Source organism: Pseudoxanthomonas sp. UC19_8 (genome assembly GCF_042700505.1).
In the GTDB taxonomy this organism is placed as follows: Bacteria; Pseudomonadota; Gammaproteobacteria; order Xanthomonadales; family Xanthomonadaceae; genus Pseudoxanthomonas_A; species Pseudoxanthomonas_A winnipegensis.
Window position 1 is genome coordinate 3,124,446 of sequence record NZ_CP170559.1, and the last position, 15,077, is coordinate 3,139,522.

Here is a 15,077-nt window from a genome sequence, read left to right on the forward strand (position 1 = left end):
TAAGAATCACGGTGCCACGGTGGCCGCGGCCGCCTGCGTCTTGCTGGCGCCCTTGCCGCCGCCGTCGGTGACCCGGGCCTTGGCCACGCCGGCGGAAATCAGTGCCGTCCGCAAGGCCGCCGAGCGGCCGGCGCCGAGTTGCTTGTCGCCGTAGCCCACCACCCGCAGCTTGGTGCCCTTGGTGGCGTCCATGTAGGCCGCAAGCGCCTGCACCGCGGACTTGCCGGCCGCGGTCAGCGTGGCCTTGCCGTCCTGGAACATGGCCGGCGTCAGCACGAAGGTCTCGGCCCCGTCGGCGCCGAAGCTGGACTTGGGCAGCTTGGCGCCGGAGACCAGTTCGGCCTCCTGGCGGGCCAGCGCGGCGTCCTTCTGCCGGGCCGCGTTGAGCTTGGCCTGCTGGGTGGAGGTGGCGGTGGAAATCACCTCCTGCACCTGTTCGGCCTGCGCGGCCGCCTCGGCCTCGGCCTGCTGACGCAGGCGCTCGGCTTCCTCGGCCTGGATCTGCTGCTGCACCCGCAGGCGCTCGGCCTCCTGGCGCGCACGCGCGGTCTCGCGGCGGCTGGCCTCCAGCAGCAGGTCGTTGCGGGTGCGGTCCAGGGTGTCGATCTGGCGGCCGATGGCGCCGTTCTGGGCGGCCACTTCGGCGATCTCGACCCGGCGCTGGGCGACGTACAGCAGGGCATCGCGCTCGCTGCGCTTGGAATCGGCGTAGCGGGCGATGGCCTGGACGGCCTGCAGGCGCTCGTAGGCGCCCTGCTCGCGCAGGTCGGGGTTGGCGTCCAGCGCGCTCAGGCGGGCGTTGAGCTGGGCTACGACCTCGTCGTCGGCGGCCAGCGCAGGCAGCGCCAGGCCCAGCGCCAGGGCGAGCAGCAGGCCGCGGGACAGGGAACGGTTCATGGCGTGCCTCCCGGGGCGTCAAGGGGAAGCGTGGGCAGCGTGTCCTGTGGCGGCAGCGGCGTCGGGGCGGGCGGCGCCGGCGGCGGGGCGGCCAGGACCTTCTGCAGCCGATCGATCTCGGACTGCTCCTGGGCCAGGCGGGCCTGGGCGGTGGCCTGCGCGCTGCGCGCACGGGCCAGGTCGGCGTCGGCCTGCGCCTGCAGGGCCAGCAGCGGGATCTGCTTGCGGCCGCTGCGGCTCTCGCCCAATGCCTGGGCCTGGCTGACCTTGTCGCGCGCGGCCTGGATCAGGTCCGGGGCGTACTGGTCGGCGTCGGCGTCGCTGGCGCGCTGCACGGCGGCCTGGGCCGCGGCGAGTTCGGCCACGCCCACTTCCTGCGCCTGCGCGGCGGCACTGAGTGCGAGGAAGGCCAAACCGGTCACGCACAGCCGTCTGGAGAATTGTGCGAAGCTACGAATCATCTTGATGGCCGCGGCGTTCTAGGGGGAATCCGCGGCCATTGTCGTCAAGCACATAGCGCACTTGCAATGGACGTGCAGGCGCCAAGCCAGCGGGGACTCATTAATGGACATCGGCTATTTCCTCAAGCTGATGACGGAAAAGAACGCGTCGGACATGTTCCTGACCACCGGCGCGCCCGTCTACATCAAGATCGAAGGCAGGCTCTACCCCCTTGGCAACACCGGCCTGCCGCCGGGCATGGTCAAGAAAATCGCCTATTCGCTGATGGACGAGGGCCAGGTGCCGCAGTTCGAGCGCGACCTGGAGCTCAACATGGCCGTGGCCCTGGCCGAGGCCGGGCGCTTCCGCGTCAACGTGTTCAAGCAGCGCGGCGAGGTGGGCATGGTCATCCGCGCCATCCGCAGCAAGATCCCCTCGATCGAGGAGCTGCGGCTGCCGGAGGTGCTCAAGGACATCATCATGACCCCGCGTGGGCTGGTGCTGCTGGTCGGCTCGACCGGCTCTGGCAAGTCGACCTCGCTGGCCTCGATGATCGACTATCGCAACTCCAGCACCACCGGGCACATCCTCACCATCGAGGACCCGATCGAGTACCTGCACAAGCACAAGCAGTCCATCGTCAACCAGCGTGAGGTCGGCCTGGACACCCACGCCTTCCACAACGCGCTGAAGAACGCCATGCGCGAGGCGCCGGACGTGATTCTGATCGGCGAGATCCTGGATGCGACCACCATGGAGGCGGCCATCGCCTTCGCCGAGACCGGCCACCTGTGCCTGGCCACGCTGCACTCCAACAACGCCGACCAGACCATCGAGCGCATCCTCAACTTCTTCCCCGAGACCGCGCACAAGAACGTGCTGATGAACCTGGCGCTGAACCTGCGCGCCGTGGTGTCCCAGCGCCTGGTCAAGGGCGTGGACGGGCGCCGGCTGCCGGCCGCCGAGGTCCTGATCAACACCCCGGTAATCCGCGACCTGCTGCGCCGCGGCCAGATCCACGAGATCAAGCAGGCCATGGAGGAGTCGCTGGAGGATGGCATGGAGTCCTTCGACCAGTGCCTGTTCCGCATGGCCAAGGAAGGCAGGATCAGCCAGGAGGAGGCGCTGCGCGCGGCCGATTCGCGCGATGGCCTGGCGCTGAAGTTCCGCCTGTCCGAGGGCGCCTCGGGCGAGCACGACCCTTACGCCGATCTGTACGACAGCAGCGCCCCCTCGACCATCACGCACGGCTTCGGCTGAGGCGCGCCACTGCATGCTCGTGGGAGCACCCGTCTCTTCAAATCCCGCAGCGACCTGCCTGTAGAGCGGAGCTTGTGGCGATCCCCTCTTGGGGACTCCGCTGCTCTTCGTTCGGTTCGTGGGGAAGGCCACAGCGGAGCAAGCTCCGCTCTACAGGGAGAGCCATGGCGACTCCCACAGGAGGAGAGACCTCTCAGGCGTCCAGCGGCGCCGGCCCTGGCGCGTCGGGCTGGCGCTCGGGGCTGGCGTGGATGAAGGCCGGCAGCGCCAGGCAGGCCTGCTCGATCCGGGCGATGGTCGGATAGGGCGACAGGTCCACCTCGAAGCGCCGCGCGTTGTACAGCTGCGGAATCAGGCAGCAATCGGCCAGGCCCGGCGCCTCGCCATGGCAATAGGTGCCGGTGACCAGGTCATTGGCCAGCAGGGTCTCCATCGCCTGCAGCCCCTCGCCCACCCAGTGCCGCACCCAGGCCTCGCGCTCGACCGGCGGCACGCGCCATTCCTCGTCGAAGAAGCGCAGCACGCGCAGATTGCCCAGCGGGTGGATGTCGCAGGCCACCAGCTGCGCCAGCGCGCGCACGCGGGCGCGGTCGCGGGCGCTGGACGGCATCAGCGGCCGCTCCGGCCAGCTCTCGTCCAGATACTCCAGGATCGCCAGCGACTGGCGCAGCACCCGCTTGCCATGCATCAGCGTGGGCACCAGGTGCTGCGGGTTGAGCCGCGCGTAGTCCGGATGGTGCTGCTGCCCACCGTCGCGCACCAGGTGCACCGGCTCTAGGTCGTAGGGCAAGCCCTTGAGGTTCAGTCCGATGCGGACCCGGTAAGCGGCGCTGGAACGCCAATAGGAATACAGCCGCAGACGGTCGGACACGCGCAGAACCTCGAGGAATGTCGCACCGGCCTCCCCCATGGCGGCCGGAACCGGCGATTGTCGCGCACGCGGGCGCCGTGCGCCCGCCTGGCGCCTGCCCTAGGTCGAATCGACATTCAGTGGTTATCTTCCGCAGGATGTTGAAGACCAAGCCTGCGCGGCCCAGCCGCTACGAGTTGAGCCAGACCCAGTGGGAGCGGATCGAAGCGCTGCTTCCAGGCAAGGCCAGTGATCCTGGCCGTACGGCAGCCGACAACCGCACCTTCGTCAATGGCGTACTGTGGGTGTTGCGCTCTGGCGCGCGCTGGAGCGACCTGCCGCCCCGCTATGGGGCCTATAAAAGCGTGCACAAGCGATTTACCCGTTGGGCCGCCAAGGGCATCTGGGAGCAGGTGTTCCAGAGCCTGATCCGGGATCGAGGCAACGAATACCTGATGATCGACAGCAGCATCGTCCGGGCGCACGCACAGGCGGCGACCGGAAAAGGGGGGCTTCGGACTCGGCTCTGGGGCGTTCCCGAGGAGGTCTGAGCACGAAGATTCACCTGGCCGTGGATGGGCAGGGCCGCCCGGTGCGGTTTCTGCTCACAGGCGGGGAGCGCAACGACATCACGCAGGCCCCTGCACTGCTGGCCGGTTTCAAGCCCAAGTTCGTGCTGGCCGACAAGGGCTATGACAGCCGGGAGCTGGTGGCTTTGATCCGATCACACGGTGCCCAAGCTGTGATCCCGCCACGCAGTTGCCAGCAGCCGCGGGCTTACGACAAGGCGCGCTACCGCCTGCGCAATCGCATCGAGCGTTGCTTCGCCAAGCTCAAGCAGTTCCGCCGGATCGCGACCCGATTCGACCGCAAGCCCAGCCACTTCCTGGCCTTCCTGTACCTCGCCTCGATACCGATGTGGACGGACTGAATGTCGATACAGCCTAGGCCTGGCGTTCGACGCGCTGCTCGATCGCGCCGAACACCGAGGCGCCGTCGCGTCCGAGCATCTCGATGCGCACCGTGTCGCCGAACGCCAGGAACGGCGTACTCGCCTGCCCGTCGCGCAGGGTCTCCACCACGCGCTGTTCGGCCAGGCAGGACGCGCCCTTGCCCGTGTCGTGGTTGGCGATGGTGCCCGAGCCGACCAGGGTACCGGCCACCAGCGGCCGGGTCCGCGCGGCGTGCGCGATCAGCTGGGCGAAGTCGAACTGCATGTCCGCCCCGGCCTCCGGCTCGCCGAACCAGGCGCCGTTGAGCTCGGTGCGCATGGCCAGGTGCAGCTTGTGCCCGGCCCAGGCTTCGCCCAGCTCGTCCGGGGTGACCAGCACCGGCGAGAGCGCCGAGCGCGGCTTGGACTGCAGGAAGCCGAAGCCCTTGGCCAGCTCGGCCGGGATCAGATTGCGCAGGGACACGTCGTTGACCAGGCCGACCAGTTGGATGTGCTCGCCGGCGCGCGCCGCATCCACGCCCATCGGCACGTCGTCGGTGACCACCACCACTTCGGCCTCCAGGTCGACGCCGAAGTCCTCGCTGGCCACGCGGATCGGCTCGCGCGGCCCAAGGAAGCCGGCGCTGGTGGCCTGGTACATCAGCGGATCGGTGTAGAAGCTCTCCGGCACCTGCGCGCCACGCGCCTGGCGCACGCGCTCGACATGGGCCAGATACGCACTGCCATCGAGGAACTCATAGGCCCGCGGCAGCGGCGCGGCCAGGGCCGCCATGTCCAGCGCGAACACGCCGTCGGCCTGGTCCGTCTCCAGCGCCTGCGCCAGGGCCTGCAGGCGCGGGGCGAGGCTGGCCCACTCCTCCAGCGCGCGCTGCAGCGTCGGCGCGATGCCGACCGCGCGCACCGCACGCGACAGGTCGCGCGAGACCACGATCAGCGTGCCGTCGCGGCCGCCTTCCTTCAACGAACCCAGCTTCATTGCCCGCCCTCCACGGCTGCCCCAGCGAAATTGTTGCGATTGTAACCAGTTCGCCGGCAGGCGCGCTCAGTCCTCGCCCTGGAACGCCCCGGCCCGGTAAGTCAGCACCAGCGTGTCGCGGTGCCCGGCCTCGCCGGCCGGCTGGATCGGGGTGGACTCGTGGATTACCCGCGCGTCGTCCAGCAGCAGCGCCGACCACGGCTGGGCCAGGGTGAAGCGCTGGCCGTGGGTGCCTTCGGCCTCGAACACCCGCGTCTCGCCGCCCTTGATGTCCACCCGATCCACCAGCAGCACCACCACGAAGTCCACGCCGTCACGATGCGCGCCCTCGGGCGTGGGCCGGCCGATGCCGTCGGTGGTGTCGATGCGGAACTGGTGCGCCTCGATGAACCAGCGCGGCTGCCCGCGCAGCCGGGCGAACAGCCGGCCGAAGCCGTCGATCAGGCCCGACCAAGCCGGCAGCGCCAGCGTCCGCGCCTCGACCGGCTCGAACCAGCGGTGCATGCCGCCGTGCAGGGCGTTGTAGTCCTCCGACTGCCAGTGCGCGCGGTGCGGCGCCAGCGTCAGCACGTCGCCCTCCTGCACGAAGCAGGCGTGGCGGCGGCGGCGATAGCGCCCGCCGTCGCGCAGGTAGGTGTCCACCGCCAGATCGTCCCAGCCCGGCGCGAGCGCGGCCAGCGCCGCCTCGTCGCAGCCGGCGATGCTGCCCACCGCCGCACGGTCGAGCACGGCGTAGCCGTCCACGCGCATGCGCTCGAGCACCTCGGCGGCCGGGGTCAGGGGAGGATTCGGGGAAACACGCATGAGCAGGCGCCGTATCGGGGAAGCGGCGGCGATGGCGGCCGCGGAACAGCCGGAAATTCTACACGCGGCCCCAGAGGCGCCCTTGCCCTTGGCGTTGAACAGACACAGCGGGCGCGGCCCCGTTCAGCGCATGGCGGCGCCAGAGCGCGGGCAAGAAAAAACCCGCCATGAAGGCGGGTTCTTCTTGAAGATGGCAGCCCCGGAAGGATTCGAACCTCCGAATGCCTGAGTCAGAGTCAGGTGCCTTACCGCTTGGCGACGGGGCTATGGTGCAGCTGGGCGGCGAAGTATACGAACCACGCCGCCCAGGGTAAAGCGTAAAACGATCAGCGCTTGGAGAACTGCGTGGCGCGACGCGCCTTGTGCAGGCCGACCTTCTTGCGCTCGACTTCGCGCGCATCGCGGGTCATGAAACCGGCCTTGCGCAGCTCGGACTTCAGGGTCTCGTCGTACTCGACCAGCGCGCGGGCGATGCCCAGGCGGATCGCGCCGGCCTGGCCGGTGGTGCCACCGCCGGCGGCGGTCACGACGATGTCGAAGCTCTCGGTGTTCTTGGTCAGCTCCAGCGGCTGGCGCACGATCATGCGCGCGGTCTCACGGCCGAAGAACTCGTCCAGCGGACGGTCGTTGACGGTGATCTTGCCCGAGCCCTTGCGCAGGAACACGCGGGCGGTGGAGGACTTGCGACGGCCGGTGCCGTAGTTCTGAGTGATAGCCATGATTAGATGTCCAGGACCTGCGGCTGCTGTGCGGCGTGCGGATGGTTGGAACCGGCGTAGACCTTCAGCTTGCGGTACATGGCGCGGCCCAGCGGGCCCTTCGGCAGCATGCCCTTGACGGCGGTCTCGATCACGCGTTCCGGATGACGCTCCAGCGCCTGCTGCAGGGTCTCGGTCTTCAGGTTGCCGATGTAGCCGGTGAAGCGGTGATACTTCTTGTCGGTGAGCTTCTTGCCGGTGACCGTGATCTTCTCGGCGTTGATGACCACCAGGTAGTCACCGGTGTCGACGTGCGGGGTGTAGACCGGCTTGTGCTTGCCACGCAGGCGGCGGGCCAGCTCGGAGGACAGACGGCCCAGCGTTTTGCCGGAGGCGTCGACGAGGTACCAGTCGCGCTGGACGGTCTCGTTCTTTGCGGTGAACGTGCTCATGGAAGAAGCTCTTGTGTTTGGTCGGGCGGATTGCGCGTCCGGCGAACAGCCAGGGCGCGGAACTTTGCCACGCGTTGTGAAGGGTGAAACGGAAGGCGCGGAATTGTACGGATGCCGGCCTGGCATTGCAAGTGGCCGCCTGCGGCGGTTGGCATAGGCCCATGGTGCGGGGGAACATGTCCCATGGCCGCGTGCCGCGGCGCCTCTCGGACCGACCCGCTCCGCCATGACCGTCACCCGCCTGCATTCGCCGCTGGACCGCCTGCTGGACGAAGCCCAGCGCGCGCTGGAGACCACCCTGGGCAGCCCCTCGGCGCAGCGCCCCTATCCGGCCGCCGCCACGCCCGAGATCGCCCTGGACCCGGCCGAGCGCCGCCACGCGGCCGGGCTGATGCGCATCAACCACGTCGGCGAGGTCTGCGCGCAGGCCTTGTATTCGGGCCAGGCCGCCGTGGCGCGCGACCCGGCCACCCGCGCCCACCTGCTGCACGCCGCCCAGGAGGAAACCGATCACCTGGCCTGGTGCGCGCGGCGCCTGCGCGAACTGGACAGCCGGCCCAGCCTGCTCAATCCCCTGTGGTACTCGGGCAGCTACGCCATCGGCGTGCTGGCCGGCCTGCGCGGCGACGGCTGGAATCTGGGCTTCGTGGTCGAGACCGAGCGCCAGGTGGAGGCCCATCTGGACGAGCACCTGGACATCCTGCCGCCGGCCGACCTGCGCAGCCGCGACGTGCTGCAGGTGATGAAGGCCGACGAGGCCCGCCACGCCGACCAGGCCGAAGACGCCGGCGCCCGCACGCTGCCCTTCCCGATCCCCGGCGTGATGCAGTTCGCCTCGCAGGTGATGAAGACGGTGGCCTACCGGCTCTGAGCGAGCGCGGCCGGGCGCCAGTCGCCCGCCGCCGCATGGACGCGGTCCCTGCCTGGTGCAGCCCAGTGTTTTTTTCGAGGGAGGAGCGGCAGCCCGCCGATCCAGTCGCCACTCGCAGACAGCAAAGCAATTCCGTGGGAGCCGCCATGGCGGCGATGAAGCCTTCCCGGTAAAGCCCCATCGCCGCCATGGCGGCTCTCCCCTGTAGAGCGGAGCTTGCTCCGCTGGGGCCTTTCCCACGAACCGAACGAAGAGCAGCGGAGCGAGCTCCGCTCTACAGACGGGCGGCTGCTGAGGAGACAGTTGCTCCCACCCAGCAGCGCCCTGCGCGCGTGATCCAGGTGCAGGGCGATTAGCTCTGCTCCGCAGGCCCGATCACGACACCAGCTTCAGGCCGACGACGCCGGCCACGATCAGCCCGATGCAGGCCAGCCGCGCGGGCGAGGCCGATTCGGCGAACAGCAGCATGCCGGCCACCGCCACGCCGGTGGCGCCGATGCCGGTCCAGACCGCGTAGGCCGTGCCGACCGGAATGCCCTTCATCGCCTGGGTCATCAGCCACAGGCTGGCGCCGGCGGCCAGCATCGTGCCCACGCTCGGCCACAGCCGGGTGAAGCCTTCGGTGTACTTCAGGCCCATGGCGAAACAGATTTCCAGCAGGCCGGCGGCCAGCAGATAGAGCCAAGACATGGCGAGTTCTCCTTTGCATCCAACAACGTTTTGAAACGCGCAGGGCCGTAAAAAGCGAAACGGCCCGGGCGCGAGCCCGGACCGTCGTCGGTCATCCTGCGGCGCGGCCTTACGGGCCGCGGGCGGGTCGTCCCGCCTTGATATCAGGACTTTACGTCAGGCCCGTGCAACCGCGCCTGACCCGCGTCCTCACTCGGCCAGGTTGCGGCCGTGGAAGAGCTCCTCGATCTCGCGCTTGAGCAGGCTCTCGATCTTCATGCGCTCCTTGAACGAGAGGTTGCGCGCCTTCTCCTCGAACAGGTACTGGTCCAGGTCGAAGTCGGTCAGGTGCATCTTGGTGTGGAAGATGTTTTCCTGATAGACGTTGACGTCGATCATCTCGTAGCGCGACTTGATGTTCTTGGCCATGAAGTCCTGGATCGAGTTGATCTTGTGATCGATGTAGTGCTTCTTGCCCTTGATGTCGCGGGTGAAGCCACGGACGCGGTAGTCCATGATCACGATGTCCGACTCGAACGACTCGATCAGGTAGTTCAGCGCCTTCAGCGGCGAGATCACCCCGCAGGTGGCCACGTCGATGTCCGCGCGGAAGGTCGCGATGCCCGCCTGCGGATGTGTCTCCGGATAGGTATGGACGGTGATGTGGCTCTTGTCCAGGTGCGCGACCACCGCATCGGAGATCACCTCCTTGCCGGCCTGCTTCTTGTCGATCACCGGTTCCTCGGAAATGAGGATGGTGACCGACGCCCCCTGCGGGTCGTAGTCCTGGCGCGCGACGTTGAGGATGTTGGCGCCGATGATCTCGGCCACATCCGTCAGGATCTGGGTCAGGCGGTCGGCGTTGTACTCCTCATCGATGTACTCGATGTAGCGCTGGCGCTCGTCCTCGGACACGGCATAGCAGACGTCGTAGATATTGAAGCTCAGCGCCTTGGTGAGGTTGTTGAAGCCCTGCAGCCTCAGACGCGGCAGTGGTTTGACCACGGCAGTGGGACCTGTGAAGGAAACGGGTGAAGGGGCGAATTACTGGGGCAAATGCCCTGACGGTGAAATGACACCGCACCGCGCATTGCCGTGAGCGACACATTCAGACTAAGCTCGCTGACATTCGCTTCAGTTCAAGAGCCGACATGAAAGCAGGTCTTCCACCGAGCCTGACCCGTTCGCCGGCCGGCGCGCTGATCCCGGATCTGACGACCATCGAGTCGTTTCTGTCCAACAGCCACCGCCGCCGCTACCCCGCCCGGGCCGATGTCTTCCGCCCCGGCGACCCGGCTGGAACCCTGTATTACGTGGTCAGCGGCTCGGTCAGCATCCTGGCCGAGGAAGACGAGGACCGCGAGCTGGTGCTGGGCTACTTCGGTCCGGGCGAGTTCGTCGGCGAGATGGGCCTGTTCATCGAGTCGGACAAGCGCGAGGTGGTGCTGCGCACCCGTACCCAGTGCGAACTGGCCGAGATCAGCTACGAGCGCCTGCACCAGCTCTTCGGCGGCCAGCTGGCCTCGGATGCGGCCAAGCTGCTGTTCGCCATCGGCACCCAGCTCTCGCGCCGCCTGCTGGATACCAGCCGCAAGGCCAGCCGCCTGGCCTTCCTGGATGTGACCGACCGCATCATTCGCACCCTGCACGACCTGGCCCACGAGCCGGAGGCCATGAGCCACCCGCAGGGGACCCAGCTGCGCGTCTCGCGCCAGGAGCTGGCCCGTCTGGTCGGCTGCTCGCGCGAGATGGCCGGCCGGGTGCTGAAGAAGCTGCAGGCCGACGGCCTGCTGCATGCCCGTGGCAAGACGGTAGTGCTGTACGGGACGCGCTGATGGCGTGAGGGGCCCGGGCCCCTCGGCGTAGGGCGCCGCGGGGCGGGATTCGGGATTCGGGATTCGGGATTCGGGATTCGGGATTCGGGATTCGGGATTCGGGATTCGGGATAGCAGTGTTCGCTACGCCGCGGCGGGTGCGCGGGCGGGATTGCGGGCGGTAAGGCGGCGTTCGTTTTTCTGGGGGCCGGGCGCGCGATGATCGCGGCCGGGATGCGGTCGCCGAGGGCGTCGCGTCTGGTCTGTCCCACTCCCCTGCCCCGCGAGATCGCGATGCGCCGTGCCTTTTTGATCCTGCTGGCGTTGCTGTGCGTGGCGCTGTCGGCGCCGCCTGCGCAAGCGGACGAGGCCTTCGCCCGGCTCGGGCGCGGGGTCAACATCCTCGGCTACGACCCGATGTGGAGCGACCCGGCCAAGGCGCGCTTCCGCCCGTCGCTGTACCGCACGATCCGCGACGGCGGCTTCCGCACGGTGCGGGTCAATCTGCAGGCCTTCGCCCACATGGACGCGGACAACCGCCTGGACCCGGTCTGGCTGCAGACCCTGGACGCGGTGGTCGCGCAGGCCACGGCGGCGGGCCTGAACGTGATCCTGGACGAGCACGACTTCCACCCTTGCGCCGCCGACGCGGCCGTGTGCCGGGCCAAACTGCTGGCCTTCTGGAGCCAGGTCGCGCCGCGCTACCGTCAGGCGCCGTCCTCGGTGCTGTTCGAGATCCTCAACGAGCCCAACGGCCAGATGACCAGCGAGGCGTGGAACGCGCTGCTGCGCGACGCGCTGCGCATCATCCGCCGCGACAACCCGACCCGCACGGTGGTGATCGGCCCGGCCAGCAGCAATGCCTACACGGCGCTGGACCGCCTGAGCCTGCCCGACGACGACCCGCATCTGCTGGTGACCGTGCACTACTACAACCCGTTCCGGTTCACCCACCAGGGTGCGTCGTGGGCGCCAGCGGACATCCGCGACCACACCGGCGTGCACTGGGGCAGCGCGGCCGACCGGGACAGGCTGTACCACGAGTTCGACCGCATCGCGGCCTGGGCGCAGGCGCATCACCGGCCGATCCTGCTGGGCGAATTCGGCACCTACGAGCAGGCGCCGGCGGACGACCGGCTGGCCTGGACCGTGGCGGTGGTCAATGCCGCGGAGAAGCGCCATTTCGCCTGGGCATACTGGCAATTCGAAGGCAGCTTCGGCACCTACGACATCGACCGCGACGAGTGGATCGCCTCGCTGCACCATGCGCTGGTGGACAGCGACAGCGCCTACACCGCCGCTGACCGCTGACCGCTGACCGCAAGGGACCTCGCAAGCCGCGAAGCGCGGCGATGCGGTCGCGCGGCGACCCGCCGCGTTCGCGCGGATCAGGCGCCGGTGGCGTCGCCGGCGCGGTCGCGGCAGCCCCAGTTGAGGATGGGCGTGCCGGCCGGCAGCACGCGGCGGAACAGCCCCACCGCGCTGTGCTTGGGATTGACCACCACCGCGCGCCGCGCGGCCTTGAGCAGCGGCAGGTCGGCCGTGCTGTCCGAATAGGCCATGGCGATCTCGCCGTAGCCCTGCTCGCGCAGCATGCGCATCTTCTCTTCGTGATGGCAGTGGCGGCGCGCGGCCACGGCGCCGAACTTCGGGCCGACCACCGTGCCGATCACCGGCACGTCCTGGTGGGCGACGAAGGACAGGATCGCGCGGGCCAGCTCCGGCGGGGCGCCGGTGGCCACCACCACCCGGTCGCCGGCGGCGCGATGGGCGGCGAAGACCTCCAGCGCGGCGGGCAGCAGCCGGGCCCGCATCTGCGCGTGGTTGGCCTCCACGTAGCGGTCGATCAGCGCATCAAGGTCGCGGCGGCGATGCAGGCCGAAGGTGGCGATCCACACATAGCCGGAGATGCCGCGCCGGCGCGTGGGCAGCATCGCCACCAGCGGCCCCAGCAGCGGGGTCAGCGCCAGCGCGGCCGCCGTGCGCAGCCAGCTGCGCCGGATCAGCCAGGCGAACAGGTGGCTGCCCGAGTCGCCGTCGTAAAGGGTGTGGTCGAAGTCGAACACCACCACCGGCGCGTCGGCGGCCGGCACCCGGTGCGGCCCGGCCGCGCTCATGCGGCGAAGAACAGCTGGCGCAGCGACTCGCCCGGCTCGGGCGTGCGCATGAAGGTCTCGCCGACCAGGAAGGCGTGCACCCCCTGCCCGCGCATCGTGGCCACATCGTCGGCGGTGACGATGCCGCTCTCGGTCACCAGGATGCGGTCGCGCGGCACGGCGTGGCGCATGTCCAGGGTGTTGTTCAGCGACACCTCGAAGGTGCGCAGGTTGCGGTTGTTGATGCCCAGCAGCGGCGCCGGCACCTGCAGCGCGCGTTCGAGCTCGTCGATGTCGTGGACCTCGACCAGCACGTCCATGCCCAGCCGCATGGCCAGGTCGGCCAGCGACACCAGCTGGTCGTCGTCCAGGGCCGCGACGATCAGCAGGATGCAGTCGGCGCCCAGCACGCGCGCCTCGTACACCTGATAGGGATCGATGGTGAAATCCTTGCGCAGCACCGGCAGGGTGCAGGCCTCGCGCGCCTGCTGCAGGTAGGCGTCGGCGCCCTGGAAGAAGTCCACATCGGTCAGCACCGACAGGCAGCTGGCGCCGCCGAACTCGTAGCTCACCGCGATCTCGGCCGGATTGAAGTCCGCGCGGATCACGCCCTTGGACGGGCTGGCCTTCTTGACCTCGGCGATCACGCCCGGCTCGCCGGCGGCGATGGCCCGGCGCAGCGCATCGGCGAAGCCGCGCACGGGCGAGGCGTCGCCCACGCGCGCGATCAGGTCGTCCAGCGGAACCTGCGCGCTGCGCGCGGCGATTTCCTCGCGCTTGCGGGCCAGGATGGTGTCGAGGATGTCGCTCATGGGGTCTTGTGCATGCCGCGTGCGGCGCGGCTGGAGGGGAATTGTCGCATTGTCGCCCGTCGCGGGCCTGACCCGGCGGTCAGGGGCTGCCGTAGGCGCGCTCGACCCGCGCGATCCGCAGCTCGAAGTGGCTGTACCAGTCGCGGCGGCCGGTGGCGCGCACCGCGGCGTGCTCGGCATGGGCGCGCCAGGCGGCGATGGCGGCTTCGCTGTCCCAGTAGGAGATGGTGATGCCGAAGCCATCGGCGCCGCGCGCCGATTCCACCCCGAGGAAACCGGGCTGCTGGCGCGCCAGCGCGACCATGCGCGCCGCCGCCTCACCATAGGCGGCGTCATCGCCCGCGCTGCGACGCGAGGAGAAGGCCACCGACCAGTACGGCGGCCTGGGCAGCGTGGCGAAGGCGGCGTCGCTCACGACAGCGCGCGGGTGAAGTCCACGTACTGGCGCAGCTTGTCGGCGGCGCGCCCGTCGGCGATGGCCGCGCGCGCCGCCTCGATGCCGGCGGCGATCGAGTCGCGCACCCCGGCCACGTACAGCGCCGCGCCGGCGTTGTAGGCGACGATGTCCAGCGCCGGGCCGGGCTCGCCGGCCAGCACCGCGCGCAGCATCGCGATGGACTGCTCGGGGCCGTCCACCTTGAGATTACGGCTGGCCGACATGGCGATGCCGAAATCCTCCGGATGCAGTTCGTACTCGCGCACCTTGCCGTCGCGCAGTTCGCCCACCAGCGTGCCGGCGCCGAGCGAGAGTTCGTCCATGCCGTCGCGCCCCCACACCACCAGCGCGCGCTCGGCGCCAAGCTGGTGCAGCACGCGCGCCTGGATGCCGACCAGGTCGGGATGGAACACGCCCATCAGGATGTTCGGCGCGCCGGCCGGGTTGGTCAGCGGCCCCAGGATGTTGAAGATGGTGCGCACACCCATCTCGCGGCGCACCGGCGCGACCACCTTCATCGCCGGGTGGTGGATGGGCGCGAACATGAAGCCGATGCCGGTGGCGGCGATGGCCTGGGCGACCTGCTCGGGCTGCAGCTCGATGCGCGCGCCCAGGGCCTCGAGCGCGTCGGCGCTGCCGGACTTGGACGAGACGCTGCGGTTGCCGTGCTTGGCGACCTTGGCCCCGGCCGCGGCGGCGACGAACATCGCGCAGGTGGAGATGTTGAAGGTGTGCGAGCCATCGCCGCCGGTGCCGACGATATCGACCATGTGCGTGCGATCGGCCACCTCGACCGCGCGCGAGAACTCGCGCATCACCGTGGCCGCGCCGGCGATCTCGCCGATGGTCTCCTTCTTCACCCGCAGTCCGGTGATGATGGCGGCGGTCATCAGCGGCGACATCTCGCCGCGCATGACCTGGCGCATCAGGCCGACCATCTCGTCGAAGAAGATCTCGCGATGCTCGATGGTGCGCTGCAGAGCCTCCTGCGCGGTGATCGTCATGCGCGGGGCTCCAGGAAGTTCTTCAGCAGCCCGTGGCGGCACGGC

At 69.3% G+C, this 15,077-nt stretch carries 18 protein-coding genes and 1 tRNA gene; 5 read left to right on the top strand and 14 right to left on the bottom strand.

All coding sequences use genetic code 11. The features are described 5' to 3' along the window. Nucleotides 1-6: 6 nt before the first annotated feature. Together ACFJIT_RS13800 and ACFJIT_RS13805 are read right to left on the bottom strand one after the other, a co-directional pair. A complete protein-coding gene (locus tag ACFJIT_RS13800) occupies nt 7-897 on the bottom strand; it encodes a hypothetical protein (protein WP_379653931.1) in 891 nt (296 codons plus the stop codon). Then, entirely contained in the window at nt 894-1,319 is a 426-nt protein-coding gene (locus tag ACFJIT_RS13805) for a DUF4398 domain-containing protein (protein ID WP_328590467.1), read from the bottom strand. Before ACFJIT_RS13805 ends, ACFJIT_RS13800 begins: the two co-directional genes overlap by 4 nt. A 142-nt stretch (nt 1,320-1,461) precedes the next feature. Here ACFJIT_RS13805 and ACFJIT_RS13810 point away from each other — a divergent pair, with 142 nt between their 5' ends. Beyond that, complete coding sequence (locus ACFJIT_RS13810) at nt 1,462-2,598, top strand: PilT/PilU family type 4a pilus ATPase (protein ID WP_379653932.1); 1,137 nt, start codon at nt 1,462-1,464, stop codon at nt 2,596-2,598. 193 nt (nt 2,599-2,791) lie between these two features. Here ACFJIT_RS13810 and maiA read toward each other — a convergent pair whose 3' ends face one another. Further along, on the bottom strand, nt 2,792-3,469 hold the full coding sequence (maiA, locus tag ACFJIT_RS13815; protein WP_130515237.1) for a maleylacetoacetate isomerase: 678 nt from the start codon (nt 3,467-3,469) through the stop codon (nt 2,792-2,794). 137 nt (nt 3,470-3,606) lie between these two features. Here maiA and ACFJIT_RS13820 point away from each other — a divergent pair. Then, nucleotides 3,607-4,379 (top strand): IS5 family transposase gene (locus ACFJIT_RS13820; RefSeq protein WP_379653933.1). Its coding sequence is split into 2 segments (ribosomal slippage): nt 3,607-3,946 and nt 3,946-4,379, totalling 774 coding nucleotides; the frame shifts between segments, so codons are not numbered across the junction. 13 nt (nt 4,380-4,392) lie between these two features. On the opposite strand, the gene ACFJIT_RS13825 is transcribed toward ACFJIT_RS13820, so the two are convergent. The 5 genes from ACFJIT_RS13825 to rplM form a co-directional block, all read right to left on the bottom strand. Then, a complete protein-coding gene (locus ACFJIT_RS13825; protein ID WP_379653934.1) occupies nt 4,393-5,376 on the bottom strand; it encodes a fumarylacetoacetate hydrolase family protein in 984 nt (327 codons plus the stop codon). A gap of 66 nt (nt 5,377-5,442) precedes the next feature. After that, complete coding sequence (locus ACFJIT_RS13830) at nt 5,443-6,180, bottom strand: 2OG-Fe dioxygenase family protein (protein ID WP_165394592.1); 738 nt, start codon at nt 6,178-6,180, stop codon at nt 5,443-5,445. A gap of 191 nt (nt 6,181-6,371) precedes the next feature. Continuing rightward, nucleotides 6,372-6,446, bottom strand: a tRNA-Gln gene (locus ACFJIT_RS13835). 60 nt (nt 6,447-6,506) lie between these two features. After that, nucleotides 6,507-6,899, bottom strand: coding sequence for a 30S ribosomal protein S9 (gene rpsI, locus ACFJIT_RS13840; RefSeq protein WP_130515233.1), 393 nt, complete (start codon nt 6,897-6,899; stop codon nt 6,507-6,509). A gap of 2 nt (nt 6,900-6,901) precedes the next feature. Next, complete coding sequence (gene rplM / locus ACFJIT_RS13845; RefSeq protein WP_130515231.1) at nt 6,902-7,330, bottom strand: 50S ribosomal protein L13; 429 nt, start codon at nt 7,328-7,330, stop codon at nt 6,902-6,904. A gap of 226 nt (nt 7,331-7,556) precedes the next feature. On the opposite strand from rplM, the gene coq7 reads away from it, so the two are divergent. Further along, nucleotides 7,557-8,201, top strand: coding sequence for a 2-polyprenyl-3-methyl-6-methoxy-1,4-benzoquinone monooxygenase (coq7, locus tag ACFJIT_RS13850; RefSeq protein ID WP_130523740.1), 645 nt, complete (start codon nt 7,557-7,559; stop codon nt 8,199-8,201). Between the two features lie 375 nt (nt 8,202-8,576). On the opposite strand, the gene sugE is transcribed toward coq7, so the two are convergent. Beyond that, nucleotides 8,577-8,891, bottom strand: a complete 315-nt coding sequence (gene sugE / locus ACFJIT_RS13855) for a quaternary ammonium compound efflux SMR transporter SugE (protein WP_130515227.1) — start codon at nt 8,889-8,891, stop codon at nt 8,577-8,579. A gap of 189 nt (nt 8,892-9,080) precedes the next feature. Further along, nucleotides 9,081-9,875: an adenosylmethionine decarboxylase gene (speD, locus tag ACFJIT_RS13860; RefSeq protein ID WP_130515225.1), complete on the bottom strand. Its 795-nt coding sequence runs from the start codon at nt 9,873-9,875 to the stop codon at nt 9,081-9,083. A gap of 146 nt (nt 9,876-10,021) precedes the next feature. On the opposite strand from speD, the gene crp reads away from it, so the two are divergent. After that, nucleotides 10,022-10,705, top strand: coding sequence for a cAMP-activated global transcriptional regulator CRP (gene crp, locus ACFJIT_RS13865; protein ID WP_130515220.1), 684 nt, complete (start codon nt 10,022-10,024; stop codon nt 10,703-10,705). A gap of 273 nt (nt 10,706-10,978) precedes the next feature. Continuing rightward, nucleotides 10,979-11,995 (top strand): glycoside hydrolase family 5 protein, encoded by a 1,017-nt coding sequence (locus tag ACFJIT_RS13870; protein ID WP_379653935.1) that lies wholly within the window; start codon nt 10,979-10,981, stop codon nt 11,993-11,995. Between the two features lie 77 nt (nt 11,996-12,072). Here ACFJIT_RS13870 and ACFJIT_RS13875 read toward each other — a convergent pair whose 3' ends face one another. The 4 genes from ACFJIT_RS13875 to trpD all read right to left on the bottom strand — a co-directional run bounded on the left by ACFJIT_RS13875 (nt 12,073) and on the right by trpD (nt 15,032). Further along, entirely contained in the window at nt 12,073-12,801 is a 729-nt protein-coding gene (locus tag ACFJIT_RS13875; RefSeq protein ID WP_379653936.1) for a haloacid dehalogenase-like hydrolase, read from the bottom strand. Next, nucleotides 12,798-13,592, bottom strand: a complete 795-nt coding sequence (gene trpC / locus ACFJIT_RS13880; protein WP_130515216.1) for an indole-3-glycerol phosphate synthase TrpC — start codon at nt 13,590-13,592, stop codon at nt 12,798-12,800. Before trpC ends, ACFJIT_RS13875 begins: the two co-directional genes overlap by 4 nt. A gap of 79 nt (nt 13,593-13,671) precedes the next feature. Beyond that, complete coding sequence (locus ACFJIT_RS13885) at nt 13,672-14,007, bottom strand: antibiotic biosynthesis monooxygenase family protein (RefSeq protein WP_379653937.1); 336 nt, start codon at nt 14,005-14,007, stop codon at nt 13,672-13,674. Then, a complete protein-coding gene (gene trpD / locus ACFJIT_RS13890) occupies nt 14,004-15,032 on the bottom strand; it encodes an anthranilate phosphoribosyltransferase (RefSeq protein ID WP_131658504.1) in 1,029 nt (342 codons plus the stop codon). The genes ACFJIT_RS13885 and trpD overlap by 4 nt, the downstream gene beginning before the upstream one ends. Between the last annotated feature and the right edge of the window lie 45 nt (nt 15,033-15,077).